At 53.5% G+C, this 25,932-nt stretch carries 23 protein-coding genes and 1 pseudogene; 20 read left to right on the plus strand and 4 right to left on the minus strand.

Going from position 1 to position 25,932, the window contains the following annotated elements; genetic code table 11:
- Window positions 1-131 precede the first annotated feature (131 nt).
- A complete protein-coding gene (gene chrA / locus CKW22_RS18345) occupies window positions 132-1,349 on the minus strand; it encodes a chromate efflux transporter (RefSeq protein ID WP_050506058.1) in 1,218 nt (405 codons plus the stop codon).
- Between the two features lie 214 nt (window positions 1,350-1,563).
- Here chrA and CKW22_RS18350 point away from each other — a divergent pair, with 214 nt between their 5' ends.
- The 9 genes and pseudogenes from CKW22_RS18350 (at window position 1,564) to CKW22_RS27605 (ending at window position 10,871) form a co-directional block, all read left to right on the plus strand.
- Window positions 1,564-2,124, plus strand: a complete 561-nt coding sequence (locus CKW22_RS18350; protein ID WP_033697871.1) for a hypothetical protein — start codon at window positions 1,564-1,566, stop codon at window positions 2,122-2,124.
- Window positions 2,125-2,223: 99 nt separating this feature from the next.
- Window positions 2,224-2,751 (plus strand): chalcone isomerase family protein, encoded by a 528-nt coding sequence (locus CKW22_RS18355; RefSeq protein ID WP_095064581.1) that lies wholly within the window; start codon window positions 2,224-2,226, stop codon window positions 2,749-2,751.
- A gap of 45 nt (window positions 2,752-2,796) precedes the next feature.
- A pseudogene (locus CKW22_RS18360) lies at window positions 2,797-2,934 on the plus strand (DUF3833 family protein); the annotation flags it as partial.
- Window positions 2,931-3,236 (plus strand): DUF6482 family protein, encoded by a 306-nt coding sequence (locus CKW22_RS18365; RefSeq protein WP_016486281.1) that lies wholly within the window; start codon window positions 2,931-2,933, stop codon window positions 3,234-3,236. The pseudogene CKW22_RS18360 and the gene CKW22_RS18365, both read left to right, overlap by 4 nt.
- Window positions 3,237-3,601: 365 nt before the next feature.
- Entirely contained in the window at window positions 3,602-4,081 is a 480-nt protein-coding gene (locus CKW22_RS27320; RefSeq protein ID WP_143500749.1) for a hypothetical protein, read from the plus strand.
- Between the two features lie 1,085 nt (window positions 4,082-5,166).
- Window positions 5,167-6,996, plus strand: coding sequence for a Mu transposase C-terminal domain-containing protein (locus CKW22_RS18370; RefSeq protein ID WP_095064582.1), 1,830 nt, complete (start codon window positions 5,167-5,169; stop codon window positions 6,994-6,996).
- Window positions 6,997-6,998: 2 nt separating this feature from the next.
- Window positions 6,999-7,871, plus strand: coding sequence for a TniB family NTP-binding protein (locus CKW22_RS18375; RefSeq protein ID WP_095064583.1), 873 nt, complete (start codon window positions 6,999-7,001; stop codon window positions 7,869-7,871).
- A gap of 729 nt (window positions 7,872-8,600) precedes the next feature.
- On the plus strand, window positions 8,601-9,668 hold the full coding sequence (locus CKW22_RS27325) for a TniQ family protein (RefSeq protein ID WP_143500751.1): 1,068 nt from the start codon (window positions 8,601-8,603) through the stop codon (window positions 9,666-9,668).
- 1,041 nt (window positions 9,669-10,709) lie between these two features.
- Window positions 10,710-10,871 carry a hypothetical protein gene (locus CKW22_RS27605; protein WP_177447956.1) on the plus strand — a complete coding sequence of 54 codons (162 nt, stop codon included), beginning with the start codon at window positions 10,710-10,712 and terminating at the stop codon, window positions 10,869-10,871.
- Window positions 10,872-12,139: 1,268 nt separating this feature from the next.
- On the opposite strand, the gene CKW22_RS18385 is transcribed toward CKW22_RS27605, so the two are convergent.
- A complete protein-coding gene (locus CKW22_RS18385; protein ID WP_095064585.1) occupies window positions 12,140-13,012 on the minus strand; it encodes a hypothetical protein in 873 nt (290 codons plus the stop codon).
- A 17-nt stretch (window positions 13,013-13,029) separates the two neighbouring features.
- Window positions 13,030-14,061 (minus strand): hypothetical protein, encoded by a 1,032-nt coding sequence (locus CKW22_RS18390; protein ID WP_095064586.1) that lies wholly within the window; start codon window positions 14,059-14,061, stop codon window positions 13,030-13,032.
- Between the two features lie 460 nt (window positions 14,062-14,521).
- On the opposite strand from CKW22_RS18390, the gene CKW22_RS18395 reads away from it, so the two are divergent.
- On the plus strand, window positions 14,522-14,938 hold the full coding sequence (locus CKW22_RS18395; protein WP_095064587.1) for a hypothetical protein: 417 nt from the start codon (window positions 14,522-14,524) through the stop codon (window positions 14,936-14,938).
- 116 nt (window positions 14,939-15,054) lie between these two features.
- On the opposite strand, the gene CKW22_RS18400 is transcribed toward CKW22_RS18395, so the two are convergent.
- Window positions 15,055-15,495 (minus strand): transcriptional regulator, encoded by a 441-nt coding sequence (locus CKW22_RS18400; RefSeq protein ID WP_095064588.1) that lies wholly within the window; start codon window positions 15,493-15,495, stop codon window positions 15,055-15,057.
- Between the two features lie 201 nt (window positions 15,496-15,696).
- On the opposite strand from CKW22_RS18400, the gene CKW22_RS18405 reads away from it, so the two are divergent.
- From CKW22_RS18405 to CKW22_RS18455, 10 genes are all read left to right on the plus strand, one after another.
- Window positions 15,697-16,422, plus strand: coding sequence for a metallophosphoesterase family protein (locus CKW22_RS18405; protein WP_095064589.1), 726 nt, complete (start codon window positions 15,697-15,699; stop codon window positions 16,420-16,422).
- A complete protein-coding gene (locus CKW22_RS18410; RefSeq protein WP_095064590.1) occupies window positions 16,422-16,778 on the plus strand; it encodes a hypothetical protein in 357 nt (118 codons plus the stop codon). Before CKW22_RS18405 ends, CKW22_RS18410 begins: the two co-directional genes overlap by 1 nt.
- Before the next feature lie 357 nt (window positions 16,779-17,135).
- Window positions 17,136-17,966, plus strand: a complete 831-nt coding sequence (locus tag CKW22_RS18420) for a hypothetical protein (RefSeq protein ID WP_143500753.1) — start codon at window positions 17,136-17,138, stop codon at window positions 17,964-17,966.
- Between the two features lie 38 nt (window positions 17,967-18,004).
- Window positions 18,005-18,733 carry a metallophosphoesterase family protein gene (locus tag CKW22_RS18425; RefSeq protein WP_095064592.1) on the plus strand — a complete coding sequence of 243 codons (729 nt, stop codon included), beginning with the start codon at window positions 18,005-18,007 and terminating at the stop codon, window positions 18,731-18,733.
- A gap of 301 nt (window positions 18,734-19,034) precedes the next feature.
- Window positions 19,035-19,298 carry a hypothetical protein gene (locus CKW22_RS18430; protein ID WP_095064593.1) on the plus strand — a complete coding sequence of 88 codons (264 nt, stop codon included), beginning with the start codon at window positions 19,035-19,037 and terminating at the stop codon, window positions 19,296-19,298.
- A 320-nt stretch (window positions 19,299-19,618) separates the two neighbouring features.
- Window positions 19,619-19,963, plus strand: a complete 345-nt coding sequence (locus CKW22_RS18435) for a hypothetical protein (protein WP_086979348.1) — start codon at window positions 19,619-19,621, stop codon at window positions 19,961-19,963.
- Between the two features lie 16 nt (window positions 19,964-19,979).
- Window positions 19,980-23,297: a hypothetical protein gene (locus tag CKW22_RS18440; RefSeq protein ID WP_095064594.1), complete on the plus strand. Its 3,318-nt coding sequence runs from the start codon at window positions 19,980-19,982 to the stop codon at window positions 23,295-23,297.
- A gap of 396 nt (window positions 23,298-23,693) precedes the next feature.
- Window positions 23,694-23,924, plus strand: coding sequence for a hypothetical protein (locus CKW22_RS18445; protein ID WP_086979352.1), 231 nt, complete (start codon window positions 23,694-23,696; stop codon window positions 23,922-23,924).
- 34 nt (window positions 23,925-23,958) lie between these two features.
- On the plus strand, window positions 23,959-25,584 hold the full coding sequence (locus CKW22_RS18450; RefSeq protein WP_095064595.1) for a hypothetical protein: 1,626 nt from the start codon (window positions 23,959-23,961) through the stop codon (window positions 25,582-25,584).
- Window positions 25,585-25,731: 147 nt separating this feature from the next.
- The gene (locus tag CKW22_RS18455; RefSeq protein ID WP_086979356.1) at window positions 25,732-25,923 is read left to right on the plus strand and encodes a hypothetical protein; all 192 of its coding nucleotides are present in this window, start codon (window positions 25,732-25,734) and stop codon (window positions 25,921-25,923) included.
- Window positions 25,924-25,932: the final 9 nt, after the last annotated feature.

Consider the following 25,932-nt stretch of genomic DNA (forward strand, 5'->3'; position numbering starts at 1 on the left):
CGCGGCAGCAAAGCCTGAGTTCGCGGCTTCTTTGACACCATTTGATATCGGGTACAGGAGCGCTTCGCACTCCATCGCGGGACAAGTCGGATCGCCGCACCGCCGCTCCCACAAAACTTTTCGTACAGAGCCTAAAAGGTGCTGCTCAGCAGCCAACCGAATACGCCGCAGCCAAGGACAACCAACCATGCAGGCCACTTCCAGAACATCAGGGCCATCAAGGCGATCAGCGCCCATGCCAAGTCTGCTGGCTTGGCTATGGCGCTCGTCCACACCGGTTGGTACAAGGCTGCCAGCAGAAGCCCGACCACGCCGGCGTTTACACCGGCAAGCGCTGACTGGCTGCGGGCGCTGCGCCGCAGTGTTTCCCAGAAGGGAACTGCACCAACCACCAATAGGAAGGAGGGGGTAAAAATGGCGAGAATGCCAACGGTCGCGCCCACCCAGCCGGACGGCTGCAAGCTCATGGATGCACCCAGGAAGGCTGCAAACGTGAACAATGGGCCCGGTATGGCCTGCGCCAGGCCATAACCTGCGAGAAAGGTGTCATTCGCGACCCAGCCATTGGCCACTGTGGCCGACTCCAGCAACGGTAGAACGACATGCCCACCGCCGAATACCAGCGAGCCTGCGCTATAAAAGGCGTTGATCATTGCCAGTGCTTGCGAGGGCCAGATGCGGGTCAATAGCGGCAAGCCGACCAACAAGGCGAAGAACATTACCAGCGCAGCCAGCCCGGCCTTTCGGCTGAGTGAAAACGGCAGCTCTTCCCCTGCCGGGGAGCCCGGAGGCTTGAGCAGGATCAAGCCTGTGATGGCCGAGCCTGTGATCACGGCTATCTGCCCGACTGCGTTGGGCCACAGCAGCGCGGTGCAGGCAGCGAACAGGGCGATGGTTACCCGCGCGAAATCGGTGCAGAGGCTACGTGCCATGCCCCATACGGCCTGGGCCACCACGGCGACTGCGACGATTTTCAGGCCGTGCAACAGGCCACTTGGGGCGCCACCTCCCCATGCCCCCAGGCCCTGAGCACACAGCGTCAGCAGGAGGGCCGATGGCAATGTGAACCCAGCCCACGCAGCGACAGCGCCCGGGAACCCCGCCCGTGAAAGGCCCAGCGCGATGCCCACCTGGCTGCTGGCGGGGCCGGGAAGCAGTTGGCACAGGGCGACCAGCTCGGCATAACTGCGTTCACTGAGCCATTGGCGGCGCGCTACAAATGCTTCACGAAAGTAACCCAGGTGCGCAATGGGGCCACCGAAAGACGTCAGCCCCAGGCGCAAGAACACCAGAAACACCGACCAGGCAGAGTCGCTGGGCTTCACGCCGCAGTGAGTGCGTTCTGACAAGACAGGCTCCTTGGGTAAGTGACGCTGCAGCTTTTGGTGGGGAACAGCCAGCCTTGAGGGTTGCTTTGGCGCGTAGCCCCAGCGCCGCCCGCGCGGCGCTCGGTTTCACAGGCACTGAAAAACCTGCGACAAGCCCCCAGAACCCGTACTCATTTGTGCAAAGTTTGCTGTTCGCCGCCTACGCTGTCCAGAGTCTTGGTCAGCAGGAGGCACCATGAGCAATTTCCCTATCGTTGCTACCGTCCTGTCTATGGTATTGGGCCTTTCTGTCACGCGCCTGCTTCTGGGGGCGCTGACCGTCTTCCGTATCCGTCGCACCGCTGCTCCAGACTGGGTGGCTCTGGTCTGGGCGGTCATGCTCTTCACCACCCAGATGGATTTCTGGTGGGCGGTCAATTCGCTGCCGCAAGTCAGGGCGACCTTCTCGTTCCAGGAGTTTTTGCTGTTGGTGCTGCTGGCACTTGCGCTGTTCGTTTCCTCGGCGCTGATGTTGCCTAGCCGCAGCGAGGACGAGCGCGAAGGGCTTCGTGTGTACTTCGAGCAGGATGGCCGCTACGCGCTGCTGTTCCTGTCGGGCTATTACCTGCTTGGGTTCATCGTCAACATTCTGTTGTTCGGCGTTTCGCCCATGGCGCTTTGGGGCGCCTTTGACGTGGTCATGATCATGATCCCACTGTGTGTGTTTGCAGCCAGCTCGCGCAAGGCCTATGCGCTGCTGACCGTGGCATTCGTACCTCTTAATATTGCGGACCTGATCATATCGCTAGTGGCGTGACCGAGGTCTTGCGCTGTGCATTAAAATCTATGCATTTGGAGTACGATATCTGTACAAGATGCTATTGTTGTACAGTATTTACGCGTACTTGAGGTCAGTATGGCGCACCGTGCTTGTTGGGCTTGCCTTTGTCTGCTACTGGCTGCCTTTTCGGCGGTTGCGGGCTGGCGAGCGGAGCTGCCTGGGGCGCAACGGCTGGGGAGTGGTGAGTTCACCTGGTTTGGCCTGCGTCTTTACACAGCCCAATTATGGACAGCAGGGCCAGTTCATGACTGGAGCCAGCCATTCGCCCTTGAGCTCCTCTACCACCGTTCGTTGTCCAGGGACACCTTGGTACAGGCCAGCCTCGAGGAAATGCGCCGCCTCAACGGTGGCAGCTTAACGCCGCAACAACGCACGGCGTGGACCCATGGGATTGAAGAGGCATTCGTGGATGTGCGCCCCGGCATGCGCATTACTGGCTTGTACCTGCCGGGGCAGGGCTGCCGCTTTTACGTCGACGGTAAATTCAGCCGCGATATCGCCGACCCGGTCTTTGCCAGGGCGTTCTTTGCCATCTGGCTCGACCCCGGAGCCCGGGATACACAACTGCGCCAGCGCCTGCTTGGGCTGGCTGGCAACGACTGAGGAACATGCACAAAGTGCTGTTGCTGGTTTCCTAGGCGTTACTAGCTGGACCTGCCAGTTGATGGGCGGCACTGGCAGGTAGACCTGGACGAGCTGATCAACCGTTCGAGCATGAGCAAGCTGGGCGTTGAGATCGCCCAGATCACCCTGTTCTTCCGCCGCCTGCCAGAGGGCACACCATGAACCTGATCGCGCTTACCCAGCTGGTCTCGACCGGCGAAGCAAAGGAACTTGAACTGCTGTCGCTGGAGGGTGGCTTCTACCTCCTGCGCGCCTTGACCGACGCCGGCCCCGTGACATTGAGCGATGCCCATGGGCAGCCCGTTCGCGTGCGCTCCACTACCGAGCTGCGGCAGCTGTTGGCCGACCTGCCACCCGTGCCCTGCATGCTGGTACAGCAGGTGGTGCATGATGAGATGTGCGGGCAACGTGACGGCCCCATTGCGCCGCTGCGCGTACCGGTAACGCTCACCAGCCAGTGGTAGCCTGAACGATGCGCCTGGGCCCGCCCGCGATGTTGTTCTGATGGCGGAAGTGGAGGGTAAGGCCCGCTAGGTCCCGCCTTTGCGTGATTTGCTCTCGGAGAGCGAAGGGGTGGCTATAGCTGTGTTTGAGGGGCAGCGTCGGGATCATTTGCCGCAGCCAGATATAACTAAACTAAATGAATATTTAGCATAGTTATTCATTGCAGGCATATAAAAGGGGCAGGGTAGTCCATGCCGAGGTCGCGTCGCTGGGCCTACGCATTGCTCCAACCCACATCCTTTATCTATCGCATTTTTCCTTGGATGCACCGGGAAGATGCGCAAGCAGTTTTCCCCTTCAGCGCGTCGTCAGAAGGAGAAGTGCCATGTCCTACGCTATCCTCAGTCTTATCAAGCAGCAGGCCAAAGCTCTTTCCAAATCGGAAGGAATTTCGCTGTCCTCAGCTCAAGAGCTATTCAGTCAGAGAGCGAAATTCTACAATTTTCATGACCTTACCACTGTAGCCACGCGTAATCCTGACGATCCTCGGCTTGGTCGTGCCGCCTTTGGCGTCAACGACCTCAAGGACGCCATTCGGGAAGATGATCTGCCGTCTGAGCTTGACGATTTGTTGGAGGACGCTACCTCAGAAGCCCGGACCGACATGAATGCGTCCGACTTTCGAGTGACCTCCTTGAAAACCACCAGCGCTAATTACGATTCAGGCTCTAGGAAAGCTGGTCCTGGAGGGTTCTCTCGTATACGGAGGCAAACAGGATCTCGACAGGATGTCTCACGGCTCCGCGTTCCACATGAAGGCCAGGTTCAACATCATTCGTCGTTTCGACAGTTGGTCTTTCGATGAAGAGACTCCGTTTGAGGTCGTTGACAGCATCACCGACAGCGACCTTGATCGGGAGCAGTACGAGTAGCATCTGGCCGAGAAAGCCGCTTAGGCTAAACGGGGCATGACATAGCCGTTAACAGGTACGGCGGGTGTTGCTACTAGTGTGGCCCTCCTTTGAAAATGGCAAAACGCTCAAGCCCAGAAATTCCGCTGGCTCCAGCGATTTCAACTTCTAAAAGTGGCGGAACGTCAGGCCATGATTTCGCTTTCAACCATTTTTAAATGACTACCGATTCAGCCCGTGTGTACGTGGCTGCAGCCGTCTTCCCCTAACAAGTCATCCGGGAACCACTTGATTTTAAAGTGCTTTTTTTAAAAGTCGCAGTATGTGCGGCATGGTGGATACGGTCACTTATCAAGGCTCGGAACGATCGTTCTAAAAAGCATGAAATAGGCATTCGCGAAGGAAGCCGCCGACGCCGTATAGAGATCGGAAGTGATCACAAGCTATTCACTTGACTCTCTCCCGACGCGGCGTGGCGAATTGCCGCCCTATGGCTAGCACGTTGAATCATTGGGCACATCCCTAGTGAAACATGGCGCATAACTAAACCTAGCGCTTAAATAGTTTGGACAATGATCCTCAGAAGCCAAGGCGTAACGGGTTGCCCGGTTTTTTTGCCGCAACTCAATATTAATGTAACTACGCCATAGGATAGTAAATTCCGCTGACGGAAATTGGTGTGCGCCAATTTCTTGGCAGATTTCTTGTGAATCCCATAAAGCAGTTAATTTTTTTGAGTCGATAACTTCGGCAAAGTGAGATTTTTTCATCAGATGTATACGGCATCTTGAGATAAGTTTGATTAAATAGTATTTAGTAATTAATTGATTAAGGTGTAACGCATTATGGTAAATTAAATAAAAAAATAGCTAAGCCGCGCGGCTCGGCCTCTCAAGCCACCTGGCCAACCTTTTGCATAACTGCAATATAAGTATTATTCGAATCTACATAGCGTCAATTATATGGCCGTTGACGAAACCCGTATTGCTCCAGCTAAGCTACTGCGCTTCATAGGTCTACTATCAAGTGCAGAGGTATCATGCTTCAGCCGATTGTCCAAGGAAATTTGGTCAGCTATGAAGAAAAGGTTTATAGGGTCATCGCCTGCGCAGCGGATGGAAATCTCACCCTTAAAAGCCTAGAAAGCGAGTATACCTTTCAGGTGGTTTTCACGCAGGTGACTCTGGTTGAGACTGATGATCAGAAGCTCGACCTGTACAATGACCGTCGACTGATATGGTTGTCTCAGACTGATACCAATCCTCAGGAGTTGGCCATTGCCTCCAAGCGAGCTAAGGAGATCAGTGAATATCTAAGTAAGAAAATCAACCGAGCAACGCTGATTCAAAGGCTCGATACGTCAGAGACGACAGTTCGACGTCTTTTAAAAAGGTTTGATGCGGATCTGGGTGCCGTATCTCTCGTTAGAAGTGTCAGAGGGCGAAAAAAGAACTCCAGGCTATTATCAACCCTTCAAGAACAGGTCATAGAGAAGGCGATTACTAAGCGCCTCAAAGATAAAAACAAGAGGCTAGAGTCCTTCGCGTCTCTCTGGGAGTATATCGATTCCCTTTGCCATACGATGAGTATTAAAACACCTAGTATGAATGCCCTAAAACGAAGACTCGAGTCTTTCGGGCAAAAAGCTGTCTACTCCCTTATGCATGGCAGGGAGCCGATGCTACAGAGGTTCGATTTGAAGCCAGGCATGATCGACGTCGAGACCATTCTCACAATGGTTCAGATTGACCACACCCGAGTGGATGTGATCATCTGCGATGGACAGCGTCAGCCACTCATGCGCCCTTGGCTAACAGTTGTTATTGATCTGAAAAGTCGGGTGATACTCGGATACTACCTTGCGCTTCACCCCCCAAGCTCCCTTAGTGTTGCGATGGCGATGCTCTCTGCCTGTTTTCCAAAACAAGATCTCCCAATCACTCTCGGCGGTGGCCAGAACACACGGCATAGGTTTTGGGGCGTGCCTGGCGCCGCCGGTATGGATAACGCAGCCGAATTCACCCGCCCTGAATTTGAAGCCACGCTGCAGTACTATCAAATCGAGCTACTACTGAGGCCGGTTGGCAAGAAACACTATGGAGGACACGTCGAGCGACTGATCGGGACGTTAATGGGGACGGTGCACCTATTACCAGGTACTACCTATTCTAATGTACTGAAGAAAGGGGATTACGATTCCGCCAAGCATTCAGCCATGACATTTTCTGAATTCTGCGAGTGGTTTACCGGCGAGGTGGCCATTTATCACGGTCGTTCTCATGAAGGTATAGACAGGTTGGCGCCCTTTGAAGTGTGGGATGCCGAGATGGCTAAAAAGGGCCCTGACTATGTACAGCCAATGCCAGGTAATTTCAGAACATTCGCCCTTGATTTTTTCCCTAGCGTGAAGCGAACGGTACAACCCAAAGGAGTTGAGTTTAACAGGACTTTTTATTCCTCTTCCATTTTGCGCAGGCACGTGGGTCAGCAGCTTACATTCAAATACAACCCCTTGAACCTTTCTAAGATCTGGTTTCGCCAAGACGGTCGATATCATGAGATTACCCATTCTGATCTTACCCGAACTCCTATTTCTTACAGCGAGTACTGGGCATTTGTGCGCAAGCGTGATCGACGCCCCGGAACGCTGGTTGATCCAGATCTCCACCAGGTACGTCTAGATAATTACGAGCTCATCGATGAAGCTAAGCGTATTACGAAGCGCATGCGACAGAATATTGCCAAGAAGGTGACTACCGCTGAGACCATGGCACTTATCACTTACGGAAGTACGGGAGACTACATTGAAGGTGAAACCAAAGCACTTAACACTGACCAAGCCCGTAAAAAATTGAACTGGGAGGATTAATTATGGATGGTGAACACCTACATGATAGTCGACGCTATGCATTGGCTTTACCGAATGAGGAACGATTCAAGATTATTCGACAGGATATCAAGATTGATACCGAGCACCTGCTTAACGTCTCAAATATGGTTAGTAATATGCTTGATGTGGTTCGCGGGAGCATGGAGGCACCTTGCTTATTGGTGACCGCTGACTCTAATCACGGTAAAACTACAATTTGCAATGCCGTCAGAGGGCTGGGGGAGTCTTGGCGACATAAAATCAGGCATGTTAGCTTCGTCAAGGATACTCAGAAAACAAAGCCCCTAGCCAAGCTATTATCTGCTTTGGGTCTAGAGCTCGGCAAGTCAGGTGTTCCTATAAGTGTCATCGCTGAATACTGTATAGCTAATGATATTCGTGCCGTTTTTATGGATGAGTTCCATGATTCCATCAAGGGCCTCTCAAAAGGGGAGCAAGACACTTTCCTTTCAGTGCTTCGAGGGTTGTGCGGCCCTCCTGCCCACCTCAGTTTTTTCGTTTTCGGTATTGACGATGCTCTGAATGCTCTTGCACTTGATAGTCAGTATGTCCGCCGCTTCGAACATTATGAGCTCACGCCATGGGCGAGGGTAGATGCAGAGTATTTGAATTTCCTGGATACCTGGGAAGAGATCGCTCCGCTTGCTAAAAGATCGCACCTGTCTTCTAAGCCGATTGCTGAAGCTATTTATCAGAATACTTACGGTGTGATTGGGAATATATGCTCTTTGCTTAAAGCGGCGGCTTGCCTTGGGATAACTTGGGGTGACGAAAAAATTACGCTTGAGAGCTTGCAGGCTGCCAAAAGGTCAAGATGGAATACGCGTGTGCCCAAGTCCAGCATTACACCATGAGATATTTTATGTGTCCAAGACAAAGGGCTGCCGAGCAGTGCATCACACAGAAATTTCACACTACCCGAGTGGCTATCCTTGGCGGACAGCCACTTACAGGAAAGTCTACGCTTGCTAAGCGGATTACAACGAACTCCAGTCGAAAGCTGGTCTGCTCAACCTACGTGCCAGGAAACTTCACCAGGGTATATAGTGACGTTCGTTTCGCATTCGCGGCAGCTATAGGTATGCCGCTAGATACCCACTGCACATCTCTAAAAAATATCGAGCTCTCCCTTCGCGGCATAATAGGGTGCCGAGAATTCCGGGTTATATTTGACGACGCTCGCATCCATTTTGGGGGTGAGTTAAAGCAGCGCAGGGAATCGTTAAGATTGATGGAGTGGTTAATTCTACATTTTCCTGAAATTCAGGTGCTGCTAATTGGTGAGTCCGACTGTTTAAGTGAGGATTTAAAGGCGCTTTTTGACTCGGAGGTGCCCTACACTGCGATCGAGAGCTGGAGTCTTTGTCCTGAGTATTGCGCATTTGTTGCTCGGATAGGCTCTGTTCTGGGCCTGAAGAATTTACAGTTGTCGGGAGAAAGTTTTGTCAATGCGCTATTTCGGAAAACTCAAGGTGCGACGGGAGCTGTCATTAGTATTTTACAGACTCTCGCTCGGCATCCGCGCTATAAAGATTGCTCAGAATTGCCAGCTGAAAGCTTGAATAATTTATGGAGATTTTAACGTGTTCGACGAACTGTCAACTGGGTTGGCGCCTCGCTTCGTTTTAGATGAGACATTGCTTTCTTGGGTGATGCGGGGGCTTGTTCGGGGCAAACTCAAAAAGCCTCATCTTTTTCGAGAGGCAATTGAGCGCGGCCTTACTAGATTCGACTGTGTGGTGCCAGGTTTTTTTGAGGCATGGCCTCCTCCAACCTTTGAAGATATCGAGTTTGATCGTGGCTCTGAACTTTTTCAGATTTTACACTCGGTTTATGGTACTGATTTATCGTTGCTGCAGCAACGGTTTGCATCTCGCGAATCGAGTTTACTTCACATCCATTTCAGACATTCATATTGCTCAGCGTGCTTGACCGAGAGCATGGCTACCGCCAGATTTCCCATATGGCGTCAAGCTTGGTGTTCCACTACAACAGCCTATTGTGTAGAACACAGGCAGCCATTAGCGTCCTCTCCTGGAGCGTTTACTCCCGATCAGCGAATGTGGACTGCTTACCGCCATTCAACAGATCATCCTAGGCCCGATGATACTCTGTTTGATCGACGGCTTGCGGGGATCACCATACGTATGCAGCGATGGATTAAATCGATAGGTTCAGCGCTATCGTTCCGCAAAGGAATAGAAGATCTTTATGGATTGCTGCTTTCGAAAAGGACGTCGTTTGCACCAGCAGGAATAGCTGCCGCGGGGTTCAATCGGAGGAAGAAGCCGAGGTTTAACGGTAATCTGGATCTCGATGAACGTATTGTATTCGGTCTGAGTGACAGTGATCCATATCAACGGATGGGAGCTCTGCTGGTGATTGGTTGGTTGTGCGGTTTGATATCTTCGGGAGAGATCGACTATTTAGCGAGGTACGACTATTGCGTGCGGAGGACGTTTCCACGCACGCCGCAGCAACTGGCACATCTCGTAATGCAGGGGAAAAGTGCAGAGGAGAAGCTGTTGCTGCGAGAAAGGTTTGCAATGTTGCATGCTGTGCCTTCTCCCATGATGTCGTCTTTCTTGGACGGCATTGACGAATCACTATCCACAGCACGCTCTCGACCTCCGTCTCGCCTAAGGCTTTGAGAAAATTCAGTGCGGCTTCAGTTTGTGGTGTTGGGAGGTTTATCAGGTGTGGACTAGTCGCTTAGTTTCTTGGCGCCAAGCAGCTAAAAAATCGCCGCCACAATGGCTTCCGGCATCAAGTGGCCTGGGCTCTCGACTCGAAAGCAGGGCTGTCGGGAGACAAGGCCGGAAGAGGGCTGCCTCATCTTGACGGACATGCTGAACGGATGGAAAGCGCTAAGAAGAAGAAGGAGGAGGCGCAGGAATTACAATCATTCCTCATTGAAAATTAGCGCGTCACTCATGCTACGCTCCACACGTTATTCTCCATGATCATCTTGGAGTCTTACGTACTAGTGAAAAACGCCGTGCCAATCGGTCGATGGGGCGCGTTTTACAATGCGTCGTACGTAGGGTACAGCTCCGAAATCAGAGAAATGATTTCGAAATACGGCCCTGCGGTCGAAGCTCGATACATCGCTCACCACTGGAATGTAGCACGAGGCACACTGGACTTGACGACGCTGCCGATCGTGCTGGTGGTTAGGCTGAGCCGTTCGGGGGCCCTGTCCCTGGCAGACGCGAGGATGATGTGGCAGGCGCTGAGCACCAGGCAAGGGGCGGTCGACGATCTGGCGTACACGTGCGCGCGAGCCAACAATGTCCAGGCTGTCTTCCCATCCAGCTACCGGCCAGTGCTCGTCCATTGCAGTGTTGACCCATCCTTGAACGCTCGGTCACCCTTGCTCGCAACCCAAAGGCCAATCATGGAGTAACGCAGTGAACCGAGATCTTGTGAAAGTCTATGTGGACAGCCAAGCGTTAGCCCAGCAGACCGTGGATGCCTTCGGACGTTACAAAGCAATGGCGGCTGACCTCCCGGATAAGGAGGTTGGGCGCTTGCGCAGGAAGGCTGAAAGCCTATCTCAGGCTAGCTCTGACTATTAGCTGAGGGCAATGGGCATTTCGTCCCCGAAACTGCACTAACGGGGGTAGTACTACTTTTACAGGCTGGATCTTGCCGCCCAGCGCACAATCACAAGACCTTAAGGAGCGTAACGCGTGCTCGTGGAACTCGACCTCAATATGAACGATTTTGAAGCACTCCTCAGGCATGCGCGGGACTTTAAGCCCGAATTGGAGGACGTTAGGGAAAATCGTCGTTTACGCGATGCTCTGGATGAACTGGTCATGGCCCTGGAAAAAGCTGTCCGGTCATCATGATGATCTATCTGGTCGCGCAGCCAGGGTATGCGAGTTCCAAGTATCTACAGAATAACCGGGTGCGAGGAGGGCGTTGCAGGCGCCTTTCAACACCTGGTGGTTGCGCCAGTCTGTACTAGGGCCTACCGGGCGTACAGAGTAACTGGCTTTCACCGCTCCCTTTTCACATCCCTGGCACATGAATGCTCCATGAGGTGGCCAATGGTCAAATGGCATTCTTACGGATCTTTCGAGGCCGGCCAAGTCTATTAGACGAAAGAGTATCCGGGGCCTCAGTGACTGCTTCACGAGTCTCGGGCGGCGGTTGTAGGGGGCAAAAAGTTCTCGGGCGGGCGAATAGTGCATCTCTCTTAACGCCGCTTTTAATGGTATGGGGCGCAGGATGTGGCGCTTTTATACGTTACATTTGGCATGCCTTGGTTTGATATTTTGTTCTAAGCACGGATTTCATCGCCTTAATTTTGGAGAAAATCTTCACCGCTAGAGCTGGATTTTTTATTCAGCATTGAGCAATATCGAGCTAGTTCATTAACGGTCGCCAGACCGTTTGTCGGATGAGCGTATAAAAATCAATTAATATAAATTGACGATAACAATTTAAATAAATTGACACTATTGATGCACGCCGATCAACCATAAGCTTATGATTTAAATAGATAATTATTCGCTTTGAGCTTGGATGAGGCTGGGTTTTCGCACGGTGTCGTATCACTGTACCTTGCAAACTTTCCTTTGCGACACTTTAGAAGCCGCGCCCAACTTGCGCCAATGACAGCTGAAGGGCTTGCGCTCTTGAGTTTTGCGGTTAAGCTCTGCACAAGAATGACTGCTTTCACTTGGCTATCGGTGTCCTGTGACACCTGCGGGGGAGGGCTTATGCGTGCTTTTAAATTTGCTCTTATATGCGTGATTGTTCTTATCCTTATTTTCTGGCCTCCGACTGCTTTATGAATTAGCACTACAGCCCAACAGGTATGATGAATCCTTGTGTGATGGTTAGCCCGGCGCAGCAGCGTCACAGCCGAGCGGTCGTTCCGTCGAGGTCAAGACGGGCACACGTAAGGGGTAGGAACACCAGCCAGATTCGGATTGTCACCTGGTAATTATCGAAGGGTCTGCAACTGAAAGTCGTGTTCCTTCTCGGCGCTTGCGAACGGAAGACCTCATCATCCTCCTAGAGTGACTTGTACGCCCGGGCTGACATCAACCGACCGGCTAATCCGTGTAACTCCGATCTTCGTTTATTTCCAGCTACTAGTTTTTAGCCTCTAATTCCTGCAAGAAGTGGTATTCAATGACACAGCGAATGCCATAAAGCGATCACGTGCCTCTGGAGCCTTGTCCGTTGTATGCCATAGCGTGTAGTGGGTGGCCAAGTAAGGCGATGTATCCTCTTGTGACAGGATCGCAGCCGCTGCAGTGGAGACGATAAATCCATCACAGCGCCCCAAGACGACTGCCTGCTCCAGCAATCGTAAATATTTCCCGATGAAAGTCATGGTGAATCTGTTTAAGAACTCTATGGCCAGACTTTTGGTCGGTTGAGCGACGACTTGGCCTGGCGGTGTCAAGTCGTCAAGATTCAGGGCGATAACACCCGCGTGATGGAAGGGCGCAAGCTGTGCACATCCTTTCTGGATCTGTTTTTCCAAATTTGCGGGAGACCAGATTTTTTTGCAAGCGATGGGGTAATCGGTCGTGCCTAGCTCCACCAACAAATCGGGCTCCTGCGCCCTGACTTTCGCACCGTTCGACATCAGTTGGGCCTGCAGCACCAGTTCCCATAAGGCGTCTTTTCCCTGTGAACGCCCACGGTCATTAGGCTGCATAGCGCTACTCGCGATCCGCTTAAGGGACTGCTCGATGCCCGGCTGGTCAGAAAGTTGGCTGATCGCATCTACCAGGCGATTAACATGCAGAGTATCAATGATAACCTGAATATGCGGCTCGCGTTGCGCTATCCACGCTTGATTCAGCTTGTCGGCCTGTTTCAGCAGTTGATGGAGAGCACTGCCCGATCTGATTTTGATGCCCCTGGCAGCAAATATTTCCCGGGTGAGCGCCGCTTTCTCTGCGACTTTCGCATAACTGTCTGTCCAGTGATCGTCGACGAGGGTCGTTTGCGTGCGGTGAACGCTCATTTTCTTTTCCTATTGTCCTAACTTGCCGTGTCTGACTGACGTAAGTGATGCCTATCTCCCAGGCTGGCTCTCCCGCATGTTACCAACTCAGCAATCGGGCCTTCGTGCAACGCCTCAATGAATTCGCCCTTGTCGAGCCAATATTCAGTTTTCTGGAACACGTCCTCCAGTTCGGGTGCAAGCACCATTCTCTGTCTGCCGGAAAAATCGCAGAGGTTGTCGTAGAAATTTTTGCAGAACCTTAGCGCTGCTAAAGTCGCTAATGTGCTAGTACCGAAAGTCGGAGCACCTCCTCCTCCCGCGTAGCGAACATACACACCGAGCTCCCTCATTTCACGGTAAATGGTGCTGATGTGCAGGGTTTCGGCAGCGAAATAGATGTCCTTCCCTGCACTTAGGTAAAAACTCAGGGGGTCTGCACAAGTTCCTGCCAGCACGTTGCGCAACGATTTAGTCGCGCCAGTGATGAAACGCTCTACAGATTTGAATGTTTCCTCGTTTAAGACGGGCGTGCCTCCTTCTGGGGAACCATCGAAGAAACGTTTGTGAAGGACGGGGTGAGCTTTGTACGGGAATGGGTATTGCTCGAAGTAGACGAGATCGTCGAACTCCTTGAAATATTCAAACAAGGCTTTGCGATGCGCGTAATAGGCGTCGAGGTTGTTTTTGGTTCTACTGAGGATTATCTGATTGGCCGCCTGCTGCGTCGAATGAATGCGTGAAACCAGCCCAGCCAGCGGTAACGAGATAGACATGATGGCAAGTGGAAGAAGGCTTATCTCAACGAACGTTTTGTAGCCTGCAGCAGTGAGACTTACCTCATAGCTTGACCAAGCCCACCCGCCAAATGCAAGCCCAAGACTCAGCGGGATACCGATGGCCAACCACAGTAATCCCTGTTCGATCAGGCCACGTTCGGTGTGAAGCTCGAAAACCGAGAGCGCCTTTTGACGAAAATCGTGACCGTCCCCACAGTAGCGTATGACCAGCCAGTACACGGCCAGCGCAGGGCACAGGATGGTGGAAACCAGCAGCCACAAATCAAGCATTTTCCTTTTCCTGTAGTAATCTTTTGTAACCGACGTCCAGTACGCCTCGGCCCAGAGCCATGCATCATCCCGTATGAGCAACGCATCCCGTAGAGATCACATCTGCCAGGGAAATTGGGGTACCCATGCCTGATGCCAAATTCCTGGAGCAAGAATCTGACCTTGCTCGTCCTCTGCTTGGGCCACCTTGAGTGTATTCGTTTTCGGCATAATCCTATAAGGGACATCTGCGCCCAACGTAGCCAGAGGTACATGCCACCTTGGGCAGTCTCAGAATTTGCAGAGACAGCTCAGAATTACCCTATTCTCGTCCGCGATACGCCCCACCTCAGCAAACTCCGGTAGGCGACAGGTGCGAACGGCAGTGGGGGCGTGACAGCATTCGTGGTGGCTTTATGACGTACATTCTTGGAGGAGAGTCTTATCATCGATTCACACCCACTCTTGCTATTGGAGTCTTATGGACAAGCGAATCGATCCCACCCTAGGTAAATCTATCTACCAGACGGCGAATGCGTACATGGCGACGTTGGCCGTGATCGGGTCATTCACGATGACGCTCGCCGGCATCGCCAAACCCTTTATCTCACCGACTGTGGCGCTCGCTGTTGTCGCTGTTGTCGCAGTCCTTGCGTTTCTGCGTGGTGGTGAGTACCGGGGCCGCGTGGACGAGTTCCTGGAGCGTGCCAATTTCATGATGCTTATGAAAATCTGCGCGAAAGCTTGGCCATTCTGGCTGTCGACAATGTTTTTGACTGGTGTCGGAGTGGGAGCCATCTCAATGCTGCAGTACGACACTTGGAAGGATTTCATGTCGGTTGGTGGCGTCGTGGGGCTCGGGGCTCAATACCTTGTAGGGCAGCTAATCAAGTTCTGAGCTTCAGCCGCGTTCAGATTCGGTTCGTGACGGTAGAACACATCTTCCGTCACGAGCCGTTCCGTCAGTGCGTATCCACCCGCACCTTGTGTCATGTGATAGAGGGATCGCGCAGGTCACCAATGACGCCAAACCGTCTGCCGGGCGATGCCGAGTTCTTCGGCGGCTTCGGCCATGGTCATTCCTTTGGCTTTGAGGCGTTGCACGTCATCACGTCTGCGCTGAGCAGCAGCTACACGACCGTGTACACGCTCCGACTGATCGATCGGAAGCGCAGCAAATGAGCCGCCGAGTGATGTCACTTCATTAGATATGCGCTCAAGCAGATCCGTAGGCACCACGGATTCCTGTGCGCCGTAGGCAAGCGCTAACACCGTAAGCGGGTGGACACCGAGCTCCCGGGCGATTGAGTCTAACTTTTCAATAGTCACGCCGCTCTTGGCGCGTTCCACTCGACTCGTGTGAACGCTACTGACGCCTTCGTCGAAATCTGTGAGCAGCACCTGCTGCTTCTGGCGTACGTGCTGCAATGCGGCGGCTATGGCTTGCCTGAGCATCCGTGGGCATCTCGGTAAATACGACTGTATGCCCCGTTTGCTGTGTTGCACTCAATAAAGTATAGTTTTGTGAGTGCAACGCATTGGCCGGCCAAGAGCCGTATGGACTGCTGTCGATTATCTCGCGGTAGGGGCAGCCAGATTCAATATAGGCCTAAATCGAAGCTGTACCCCTAATGAGATAGCCAGCCTTGGTGCCCGATGAAAATCCGTGTTTACTCCGATCTACACACTGAATTCGAGACGTTTACACCTCCGGCCTCGGACGCTGATGTGGTTATTTTGGCGGGGGACATCGGGGTGAAAACTCGAGGCGTACAGTGGGCCAATGAGACGTTCAGTTGTCCCGTCATTTACATCTGTGGGAATCACGAATTTTACGATGGCCACCTGGATGGAACGCTCGAGGAGATGAGGGCGGTAGCAGCACCGCACGTTCATGTTCTGGAGAACGAATGTTGGATTTGGAAGCAAACTCGGTTTCTGTGTGCCACTGCCTGGACTGATTTTTCTTTGACCGGCTCCGCAGACATTGCCATGCGTAGGGCTGCTGAACGGATGAATGATTTTCGGATGATTCGGACTGGCCCGGACAATCGCCGGTTATGTCCAGAAGATGTAGCTGCACATAATGTGGCTTCACGTGCCTGGCTTTCCCAGGAGCTCAGCCAACCCTTTGCTGGACGTACCGTGGTGGTGACTCACCATGCTCCATTGGTTGGGGTTTTGAATGGGCCACGTGACCACCTTGATGCGGCGTATGCCAATCACTGGCCGGATCTCCTTCAGCAGGCAGATCTTTGGGTTTTCGGCCATACGCACTGTCCGGTCGACCTCATGGAGGGTGACTGCCGTGTGGTGTCGAACCCAAGAGGCTATCCGGGGGAGCGGCTGCAGTTTCGCCCAGATTTTGAGGTTGAGATCTGATGAGTGCAGGCACCGGTCTGGGTTACTTGATCAAGACGTTTGGCGCCACCAAGGCGTACGTTACGTTCAATCGGCTTCCTAAAGTCATTCAGGCGGCCAGGGAGGCGATACCCGATGAAAAAATCGTTGGATATCTCATGTGCGCGCTGGACAAGCCACCGCAGATGACCGGCCTGATCTTCTGCGACCATCGCCATGACTTCCCAGAGGGGCTGCCGATGCGGACGCCGCCAGTGGTGGAGCGTTTCTATCGGGGAGGTTACCTGGTTGTGCGAGCACTGGGCGGCGGGCTGTACGTTGTTGCCCATTGGTACTACGCAAACGGTGCTTTGCGCTCGTTCTTCGAGGTGCATTGAGATGGATGACCATTTGGAAGCGTCAGATCGGCGGCCCGCAAGCGGTACCTGTGGCGAGCCAGAGTGCATTGCTCGGGCGCGCGCTGCCGAGTTTGGGTCATTGGTCACGGGGTACCTGTACCACGCCGCGATCGACCTGCATTTAGGCTGCTTGGTTGGCATCGTTTACGGCGAGAGTCGAGGCCGTTTTGAGGATGGCGCCGTCATCCGAAGTTCTCGGTTAGAAGGGGGTTGGGAGCAGGAGGGATTTCGCCTGTATCGCACAGTAAATGGGAGCATCTATGTCGTCTGTGACTGGGCTTCTGTGGAGCCTGACTCACGATTCGCATCATTCCGTTTATGAGCGTGGAGGTGCATATGCGTTTTTTCAAACCCAAGGCGCTGACCGAGTTAGAAAAAGAAATCACGGCTTCTCTCAAGGCGTTGAAGACGTTGTCGTGCGTGGACGGTAGGGTATCGGTAGAACCAACAGAAGTTGTCGACCGGCCTGGGTACGAAGCGGCCAGGACAGCTGCCGCTTCCCTCACGCACCAGGGGAGCGACTCAGTGGTTGGTAGCTGGAGTCAGCTGGGTGATGAGGATCTGACAGAGCTGATTGCAAGTCAGATCCTGAAGGCACGGGCAGCAGGTCTGAGCGTCGATGATGCGTTGAGAAGCTTGCGGACAAATTTGGTCGGCGGTGAGGGTCAACCTTGTGCGCCGCAGACGATAGCGACGACTGAACATTCGGTCGTCGGGCCTAATGACGAGAAAGGTGGGACGGTGGAAGCAGCACAGTTGGCGTACTTTTTACTCGACGGCGCGGAGCACGTACAAGGGCTGGAATTTTCGGACGATCAGTTGATTGAAATAGCGAGGAGCCGGTCGGAGGAGAAACCCTTCTGCGTGATCAGGAATTGGATACTGCTTGACGTTATGGTGTCGGACAAAGACGAGAGGACACTGGAGGCGCAGGGTCTTCTACCTACCGTGATGCTGGGGCGTCAGATCGTTTTTGACAGTCGCACTCAAAGTTCGCGGCCTGGAGGACTGAGATCGAGCTTCATGTTTGCTCTGCTTGAGTCGGTCTTTGAGAGCAAGGACACACTTTATTACCTCGCCGGGCCAGGCTTGCGCAAGCATACGAGCCTCACGGCAGTGCTTACCCTCGATAACGTTGGGTGGCGGGTCAGCAAGGATGCGACTTGAAGTGACGGCCCGACACTTACAACACGGAGGATAGGTACTTGAAGATAGCGATCTACTCAGATTTGCATCTGGAATTTTCAGGGTTCGAGCCTCCTCCAGTAGAGGCCGATCTGGTTGTACTCGCAGGCGACATCTCGGTGCTGAGTCGCGGTGTGACGTGGGCAAATGAGACGTTTAAGTGCAAGGTGATTTACGTCTGCGGCAACCACGAGTTTTACAAATCGCACATTAATCGAGAGCTGATCAAGATGCGCGATACAGCTGCAGCGCATGTTCACGTCCTGGACAACCAAACCCTGATTATCGGTGCCACTCGCTTCCTAGTGGCGACTGGGTGGACAGACTTCACCTCGACCGGGGACTACAGGGCAGCGATGAGGGAATGTGCTGAATGGATGAACGACTTCAAGCGCATCCGAATTGGAGAAGGTTACAGGAAGCTTCGCCCGGTCGACCTCATAGCCCGGAACATCGCGACCCGCGAGTTTCTCGTCACTGAACTCGCTAAGCCGTTTGACGGCAAGACGGTGGTGGTTACACACCACTGCCCGATCGCAGAGGTCGCCGGGAATGGCCATGAAGGCCACCTTGCGGCGGCTTACTACAACCAATGGCATGACTTGGTCGAGCAGGCGAATGCGTGGATCTTTGGTCACACGCACCATGCTGTTGACACAGAAATCTCAGGCTGCCGGCTCGTCTCGAATCCCAAGGGGTATCCTGGCGAGCGAACAGGATTCGCCCCTGATTTTGTGATAGAGATCTGAACCTAAGTGGGCTCGTCAAAGTGTCCTGCGTAATAGCATAAGCACGTGGCCAAGGTGAAACGAAGAGTATGGAAGCGCCCATCGGTGTTTCGGCCTAGCATTGCATGCCCGGATGGTTTCCTGCGCGATATCGTGCACAGCTTCGGCCACTGGTATGACCCTGGGTCACGACTTGAAACGTTGGACAGCGTTGTCGAAATGCCGCACTTTCAACTCAGGAGAGTAAGTGCATCGGGTTGAGATGCATGGAATACCCGTTCAATCCAGGATGACCGCTCTCAGTACGCCCTAGGAGGCAAGTATGAAGTCGCTCCTGCAGAAGCTCTTTGATTGTACTCAGACCGAGTTGGCTAAGGCGATAGGTGCATGGGTTGTCATCCCGTTCGCGCTGGCCATGGCGAACAGGGGAATGGAGGATCTGGCGCTGGTTACCTATGAAATCGTTCAAGCCAAGTCATGCTGGCAGTCCTTTCCATACGTAGTTGCTTTCGCCGCGATGCTATGCGCGCTGGGCTGCTTTCGGATTCAAACTGCGAAGATGAAAAGGAAGCATAAGCTGTTCTGAGTCCATTCACAGGTCATCCGGGAATAATCTTGGGTGACCTCAGGCTTCAGACCCTAAGCAGCCACGGCCTCATTGACAGAAGGGCCCTTGATCTCTTGTCGGCGAGCGCACCTGTCAGTCCCACATTAAACGTAACCGATCATGGCACTGAGCCATTCATTCCTCTGAGGCGGTACAATCAGCTCTAACGCCTTTCACCCGAGTCGCAGTAATCCCGAAGGTCAATGGCGACCGCCGCAGGATTGACCCCGCCACCCCTCAAAATAACACAGGCCCCGACCTTTGAGGCTCCTACCCATGACATTGCAAGGAACGTAATTATGGATTTCATCACCAGCGCAATTATCTCGAATGCAGCCTACGAGATCGTGAGAGATGGTTTTCTACTCACCGCCGACAAGCTCAAGGAGCGGTTGGGCCGATGGATCTCGCAGGATGCCGTGGCGGCCCAGGTTGCTGAGCAGCTTGCGAAGCTTGAGATCACTGACGAGCACACCCCAATCGCCATCGAGCGCCGTATCGACAAATCTCAAGAGTTTGGTCAGTTGATGCAGCAGATCAACGCGCAGGTTGCCACGGTTGCTCCATCGACGATCACTACCGTCAACCAGCACCACAGTGGCAGTGGTGACAACGTGGCCGGTCACAAAATTTCGTATCAGTAAGCAGGAGAAGCGGGAGATGATTCAGGGCGGTATCGCGGATACGATCAATCAAAGTCACAGCGGTGGAGGGGATAACGTCGGGCTGAAGCTTGATATGGTTGTCCAGGCTTTGGCGCCCGCCGATCTCCGGGATGCTATCGCTGCGGTTCAGGCGAGCGTGCGTCGCAAAGATGTAGCGATAGCCAGGACGCAGCTTGAGATGCTGAAGCTGACGAAGAGCGGGAATTCGGAGGTCAGTGACCTGCTGGACGTGATCGCGCTTGCTGGTGAATTGGTGGAGCCTGAGGGAACGCAAGCGGCGCTCAATGCAGTGACCCGCGTCTGCGCGGTGACTCGGGACGATACTGTCAGAGACCACTGTATCGCCGCGCTTCTCAAGTTCTCGAGGAGCACCGACTTTGAGGCGTCAGCTCAAGCGCTTTACCATGACACGCCTCAGACTGGCCCCTACTCGCGTGAAGCGTTCTATCGCTATTATGCCACTCAGGATGTGTTGCTGACCGCCAGTAAGCAGCTGATCCTGAGTGAGGCGGAGCTCGCTGGAATCGTAGATGGCGCCCATCGCCTTGACGCCCTTGAGATCTCAGAGCCTGCTGCTGCACGACTTAGCCAGCTTTATCCTTCGCAAAACTCGCGAGTACTCCTGCTCATCTCCACAGCGTTGCGGCTGACCCCAGTATTCAGAACGCGCCAGTACTGGTTGACTGATCCACAATCGAAGCAGTCCATTGACGACCTGGTGAGCGAGCTTGCTGATCTGATCGACGTATCGGGGGGCAATGATGCGAGGCTTTTTAACATGGCCGGCGCGATTCTCGAGTACTTCCAGACCTCCTTACCTACCCGGTTAGTGGAAGCCTGTGCTCATCACCTCGATCAGCTGAGCGCGCTGTACCCTGAAATAGCAGCGCGCATCAGAGCCGCTCGAGGAGACAGTTCCGAATTGTCTCCAGCCATGCGGTCGGTTACTGAGGCGCAACTCAGCAATGAAGCCCGCTCTTCCTGGTGTCGGTCGCTGCTGGACAGTGAGGCTGTCGACGCGCTTGATGCTGTGTTCTTCACTCGGCTAGCTAATACCGCTGAGCTAGAGCGCTGGATCGTGCTGGAGAAACCTCTCCGTGACTCAGGTGACATCGAGTCTGAGCTGGTAAAGCTGCTCGCTCACTCTCAGCTTGCTGTACTCACCAATCTCAAAGCTGACCGCTACGACTTGGGTAAGCGAGTGGATGAATTTATAAGCTTATTCGAGGCACGCATCGGTAGCGAGCTGACGCCCTGGATTGTAATGGAACTGGCGGAGAGCCTGTTCGATGCAGAGATACCTGACAAAGCGTTGGCGTTAACGACAACGATGTTGCCTTCAGGCGAGCTTTGGCCGTCGCCGTTCGTATTGCTCCACTTGAAATGCTTGCTCCAAACCCAGCAGTACCAGTCGTTTGATAACGTGGTTGGACGCATCCCAGATAGCCAGCGCTCGCTCTCCCTGATGAGCTTTCTTTCCCTGAAAGAAGAAGCGCTGGGTAATACGGATCGTGCTTTGGCTATCAGTGATCAACTGCTCGAGACAGCTCCGCTGAACCTGCATTGTTGGCTTCGCGGTTGTGAGCTTCGCGATCGTTTCAGGAGCATCGAGGAGCAGCGCCGATTCCACGATCTTCTGCCTGACGAGATTCTGGAGGCTTACTCACATGAATCGATGGTCGCAATGCGATACCTGGCGGCTGCTGGCAGCTTTAATCGTGCCGAGCTTCGACTGGTGCGATGGTTCATGGAAGACCCTTCAGCAAGGGCCATCATGCTTGTCAATTTTCATTTTGGTGGTAAGTGGCGGCGTCGAGCGGACGCTGAGCTCTCGAGTGTTCTTCCGGGCTATCTGGAGGGGGTTGAGTTCGAGCAAGATGGCAAGCGTCAGATTCGCTTGATCGTCGAAGAGGGTGAAGCCAAGGGGCAGCACGTTTTGGTGAGGGGCAGCCAGCTCGCGACCCTTCTGGTTTCACTGGAGCCTGGCCAGAGCGCTCCCATGGGGATAGTGAATTACAAGCTCCTGTCTCGGATGCCGCCTTACCTTGCCTGCATAAGGCTTGCGTCCGAACTGAGGCACACTCAGAACGATGGGAGCGATGTGTTTGCCATTCTCCAGGTGCCCAAAGATCCGCAACAATTTGTCTCTTTCCTCGAGGAAAAATTGCGGTTCGACCAAGCGCACAGAGAGATTGAGTACGACAGGGAGATACCCCTGTTCATTCGCGTGCATGCGCTCAGCTCTGACAGCCCGATCAAGGCTGCGCTGAATGCTTGGGGAGACAAAAGCATTCCGAAATCCCTATTGGTCAGCGATGGCGTGGCCGAGCCTGGTGAAGTGGTGTTGGACGCGTTTTCAATCGCCTACTTGGCGATGACCAATGCGGTCGAGAAGCTGATTGGCGAGGGGTTCACCTTCGTACTACCGGCTGAGACGAAGGTTATCCTTGAGCAGTGGATCGCGGACGTCACGCATGAAGACTTTCTCATGATGGGGGTCAACGGCGCTGGGAGGTTAGTCAGGACTACGGCGTCTGATGTTCAGGCGCGAGATGGCCATACACTGCTGGCAATGAGAAGGATCCTGGAGACATGCGTAGTTAGGCATCCAGTGGTACATGACACTTCACTGGAACTGTATTCGATCAAGGATGGCATCGACATCACGGTCTACCTGGCGATGCAGCTTTCTTCGGCTAATGATTTGCCATGGTTCTGTATGGATGTCAGCTTCGCGGGTCTTCATCACTCGAAAGGCTGGAAGGTGGCAGACGTCAACAGCATCCTGCTCCGGGTCGTTGATACCGCCGATTTTGATTTTGAGGAGAAGCGCCACGGACTGTTGCTATTTGCGCTCGGGACGTTGCCGCGAGCCCTGACGCTTACGGAGATGCGAGGCCTGGCCCAAAACCCTAATCCTCTGTCCAGCTACATTTTGAGCATGATTCTTCAAAATCATGGCAAAGAAATCATCAACAACGCAGTGCGTCACTTGCAGTTGCTTGACCTACTGATCACTCACCTCATCGCTACCTTCTACCGGGCCGATACTCCTTCGACCATTGCACCCGGTTATACGCCTTGGTATAGGTATGACGAGCATGTTTTCAATCACGGTATGCGTTTGTTTGCTTCCAATCGTGACGGCAAGCCATCAGAGTACTGGCTTGCAGTGGCGCTTAAGGTTTGCCTGAAAATCATTCGACTAGACAAAGCGTTGACCCTTCATGTCGCTGACCTCTTCGAGGCATTCGTCATTGGGCATTTCATGGACGTAGGCGCGATTGCCGAGCATTACGTTGAGCTTCCGTAGCCTTACGTGGATGACCGGAAGGGTTTCCAGTTGTCACCGAAAGGAGCTGACAGCGTCCCAGATTACGGTGCGTGGCACATTAGGGTGGTCGTGTGGCCGAGTTTTAGACGAAGGGCAGGGCGAATCTCACGAACGGTAGCGGTGGTTACTAATTATCGCTGGAATCCTCGCGGGTCTTAGTCTAGTCTCCGCGCCGGATCCCCTTGGCTACACGAACGGCGGATGATCCTGCTTGTCACAACCCGATTGCACTTTTTGAAGGGCGGCTGGGTCTGACGACACGTTACGTAAACGTGTTTTGCAACGTCTCGTATCACGCGACAGGGTTTGACCCGGGCTAAGCTCGACTGATAGCCTCAAAAAGCAACACATTCTCTCTTCTATCTCGGTGCCTCCATGACCAATCCTTTCATTGACGATGACGTAGAAACCCAAGCGGCGGCCTACATCTCGGACGAGGAGGCGGAAGCTGTGGTGCGTTGGCTTGAAACCGATGAGGCACGCGAGGTGCTTCGCCGTGCGGTCACCGAGGCCAATCGTGCGATCGATCGGCTCGACGAGGTTCGCTCAGTCACCAGGAGAGATCTTAATCGTCCAATATCCATGCGCGGAATCGGTTACACTTAATCGATAAAAACTACCCGTCCGCGGCAGGTGCAGATTGGCGTTTCGCGTTCTTCCTTATAGCATTGACAACCTCATCGGCTGCTTTGTAGATGGTTCGCCGTTCACCACTCGTGATCGCGTTGCTGCCAAGCTTCATCGTGTCTACTTCGAAGAGTATTTCGCGGCTCTTGGTGCGCGGTCGATTGTGGTGGAAGAGGACTACATCGATAAGGACTACCTGGAAGACTACGCCGCCTACTATGATCGGTGCTTTCAGAATTACCCACGTCGAACCCATCGCCTGCATTTCTTCAACGTCGAAATCGGAACGGACGGCTTAAGAGCTGCGATTGAAGGAGGAGAGGGCTGCGAGCCTGAAGCTAGGCTGCAGCAAGCCTACCTGGGTTTCGTGGTGGTTAAGCCTCTTCCACAATCGGTGGTAGGAAGGACGTGCCTCAGAACCTATCCTGATGACAATGGACGCCGCCATTTTCCGTGCTTGCGTACCTACGATGTGAATCTGTTCGGTATGCAGTTGAAGGTTCATAGCCTTGCCTATCAAGAACAGGACACTGTGGTCGCAGCCTGCGCAACCAGCGCCTTGTGGTCATGCTTTCAGGGAACTGGGAAGCTGTTTCAACATACGACACCTCCTCCAGTGCAAATCACCAATTGGGCGGGTGAGCACATGCCCGAAGAATTCGGTGATGTGAGTGCTCGAGCGTTCCCCAATAACGGACTGACCGCAAGCCAGATGGCTTATGCGGTACGTCGTGTAGGTCTCGAGCCGGTGGTGATCGGGGCCGCGCGTCGTGACGTCTTGAATGGCGTCGCTTACGCTTTTTTGCGAGGAAAAATTCCCTCCGTCCTGGTGTATCGCCTGGTTCAGAAGGAAGGCGACAGCTTCGTCAATAAAGGCCAGCACGCAGTAGCTATCACCGGGTTTTCTCTCTCGGATGGCCCTGCGATTGCGGATCCCGAAACCGGATTCCAGCTCCGCTCGACCCGAATAGACAAACTCTACGGACATGATGATCAGGTGGGCCCATTTGCGAGGATGCAATGGTGCGACCCAGCTGAGGATGGCTCCTTGCACCCCTGTCAGTTCAGCATGCTCGAGACCTCGCGCGAGACTGACATCTACGCCGACATCGATTTTCTACTGCTCCCCCTGTATCACAAAATCCGTATCCCTTACTCGCTGATTCATGATGCGATCATGGGGCTCGATATCTTCATGGAGGGTGTCCGGTCTACCCTGTATTCGGATGTGCCCCGTGGCGAATGGGACATTTTTCTGACTACCGCGAACGACTACAAGATGTCTGTTCGCACTGACTATGTGAAATGGAAACTCGATCGAGAAGAAGCCCTTTACAAGTCAATGCCGCGTTTTATGTGGCGGGTGCTTTTGCGGGTCAATAATCAGGTTCAACTCGACATTTTGTTCGATGCCACAGGCATTGCTCAGCACAATCTGATTGTCCATCTCGTATCGCGAGGTGCGTATGAGCGGGTGCTGAAAATGCTGGTTATTGCTAGCTCCGGGAGTGGAGCACAGTTGAAGCCCCAGATCACAGCAGTGCTTGATAGCTTCTCATCTGCGCAGGCGCAAACGGTCAAGAAACCAGCGATTCCTGATGCAGTACCTGTCGAGGATGTTTCTGTCGAGGTAGCGTGACCATTTTGAATGGTGCCGATTGGTCGCTGCCGTGCTGGGGTGCTCGATGTGGGGCACTCCCTATCGATGGCCTCTGTACTGGCACTATGAGGGCTGTGCTATAGTGGTAATGCATCCTTGTCCGTCCCTGTCCGAATGGAATCCGTTATGTTTCGTAGCAGCATTGGTCATCGTAGCGATACGCAGAAGCAAGAAGACGAGCGCTTCATGCAAGCCCTGCGTGAAATAAGCACGCTAGAGGCCAAAGATGGGCGTCTGTCCATGGGCGCAGCCGATCTGCAGGAGCAGGTCGAAACACTGCACAAAGCGGGCAAGCGTCTGGTCGACCAGCAGGACTAACTCTCACAC

It is taken from the genome of Pseudomonas sp. Irchel s3f19, assembly GCF_900187555.1.
GTDB lineage: Bacteria > Pseudomonadota > Gammaproteobacteria > Pseudomonadales > Pseudomonadaceae > Aquipseudomonas > Aquipseudomonas capeferrum.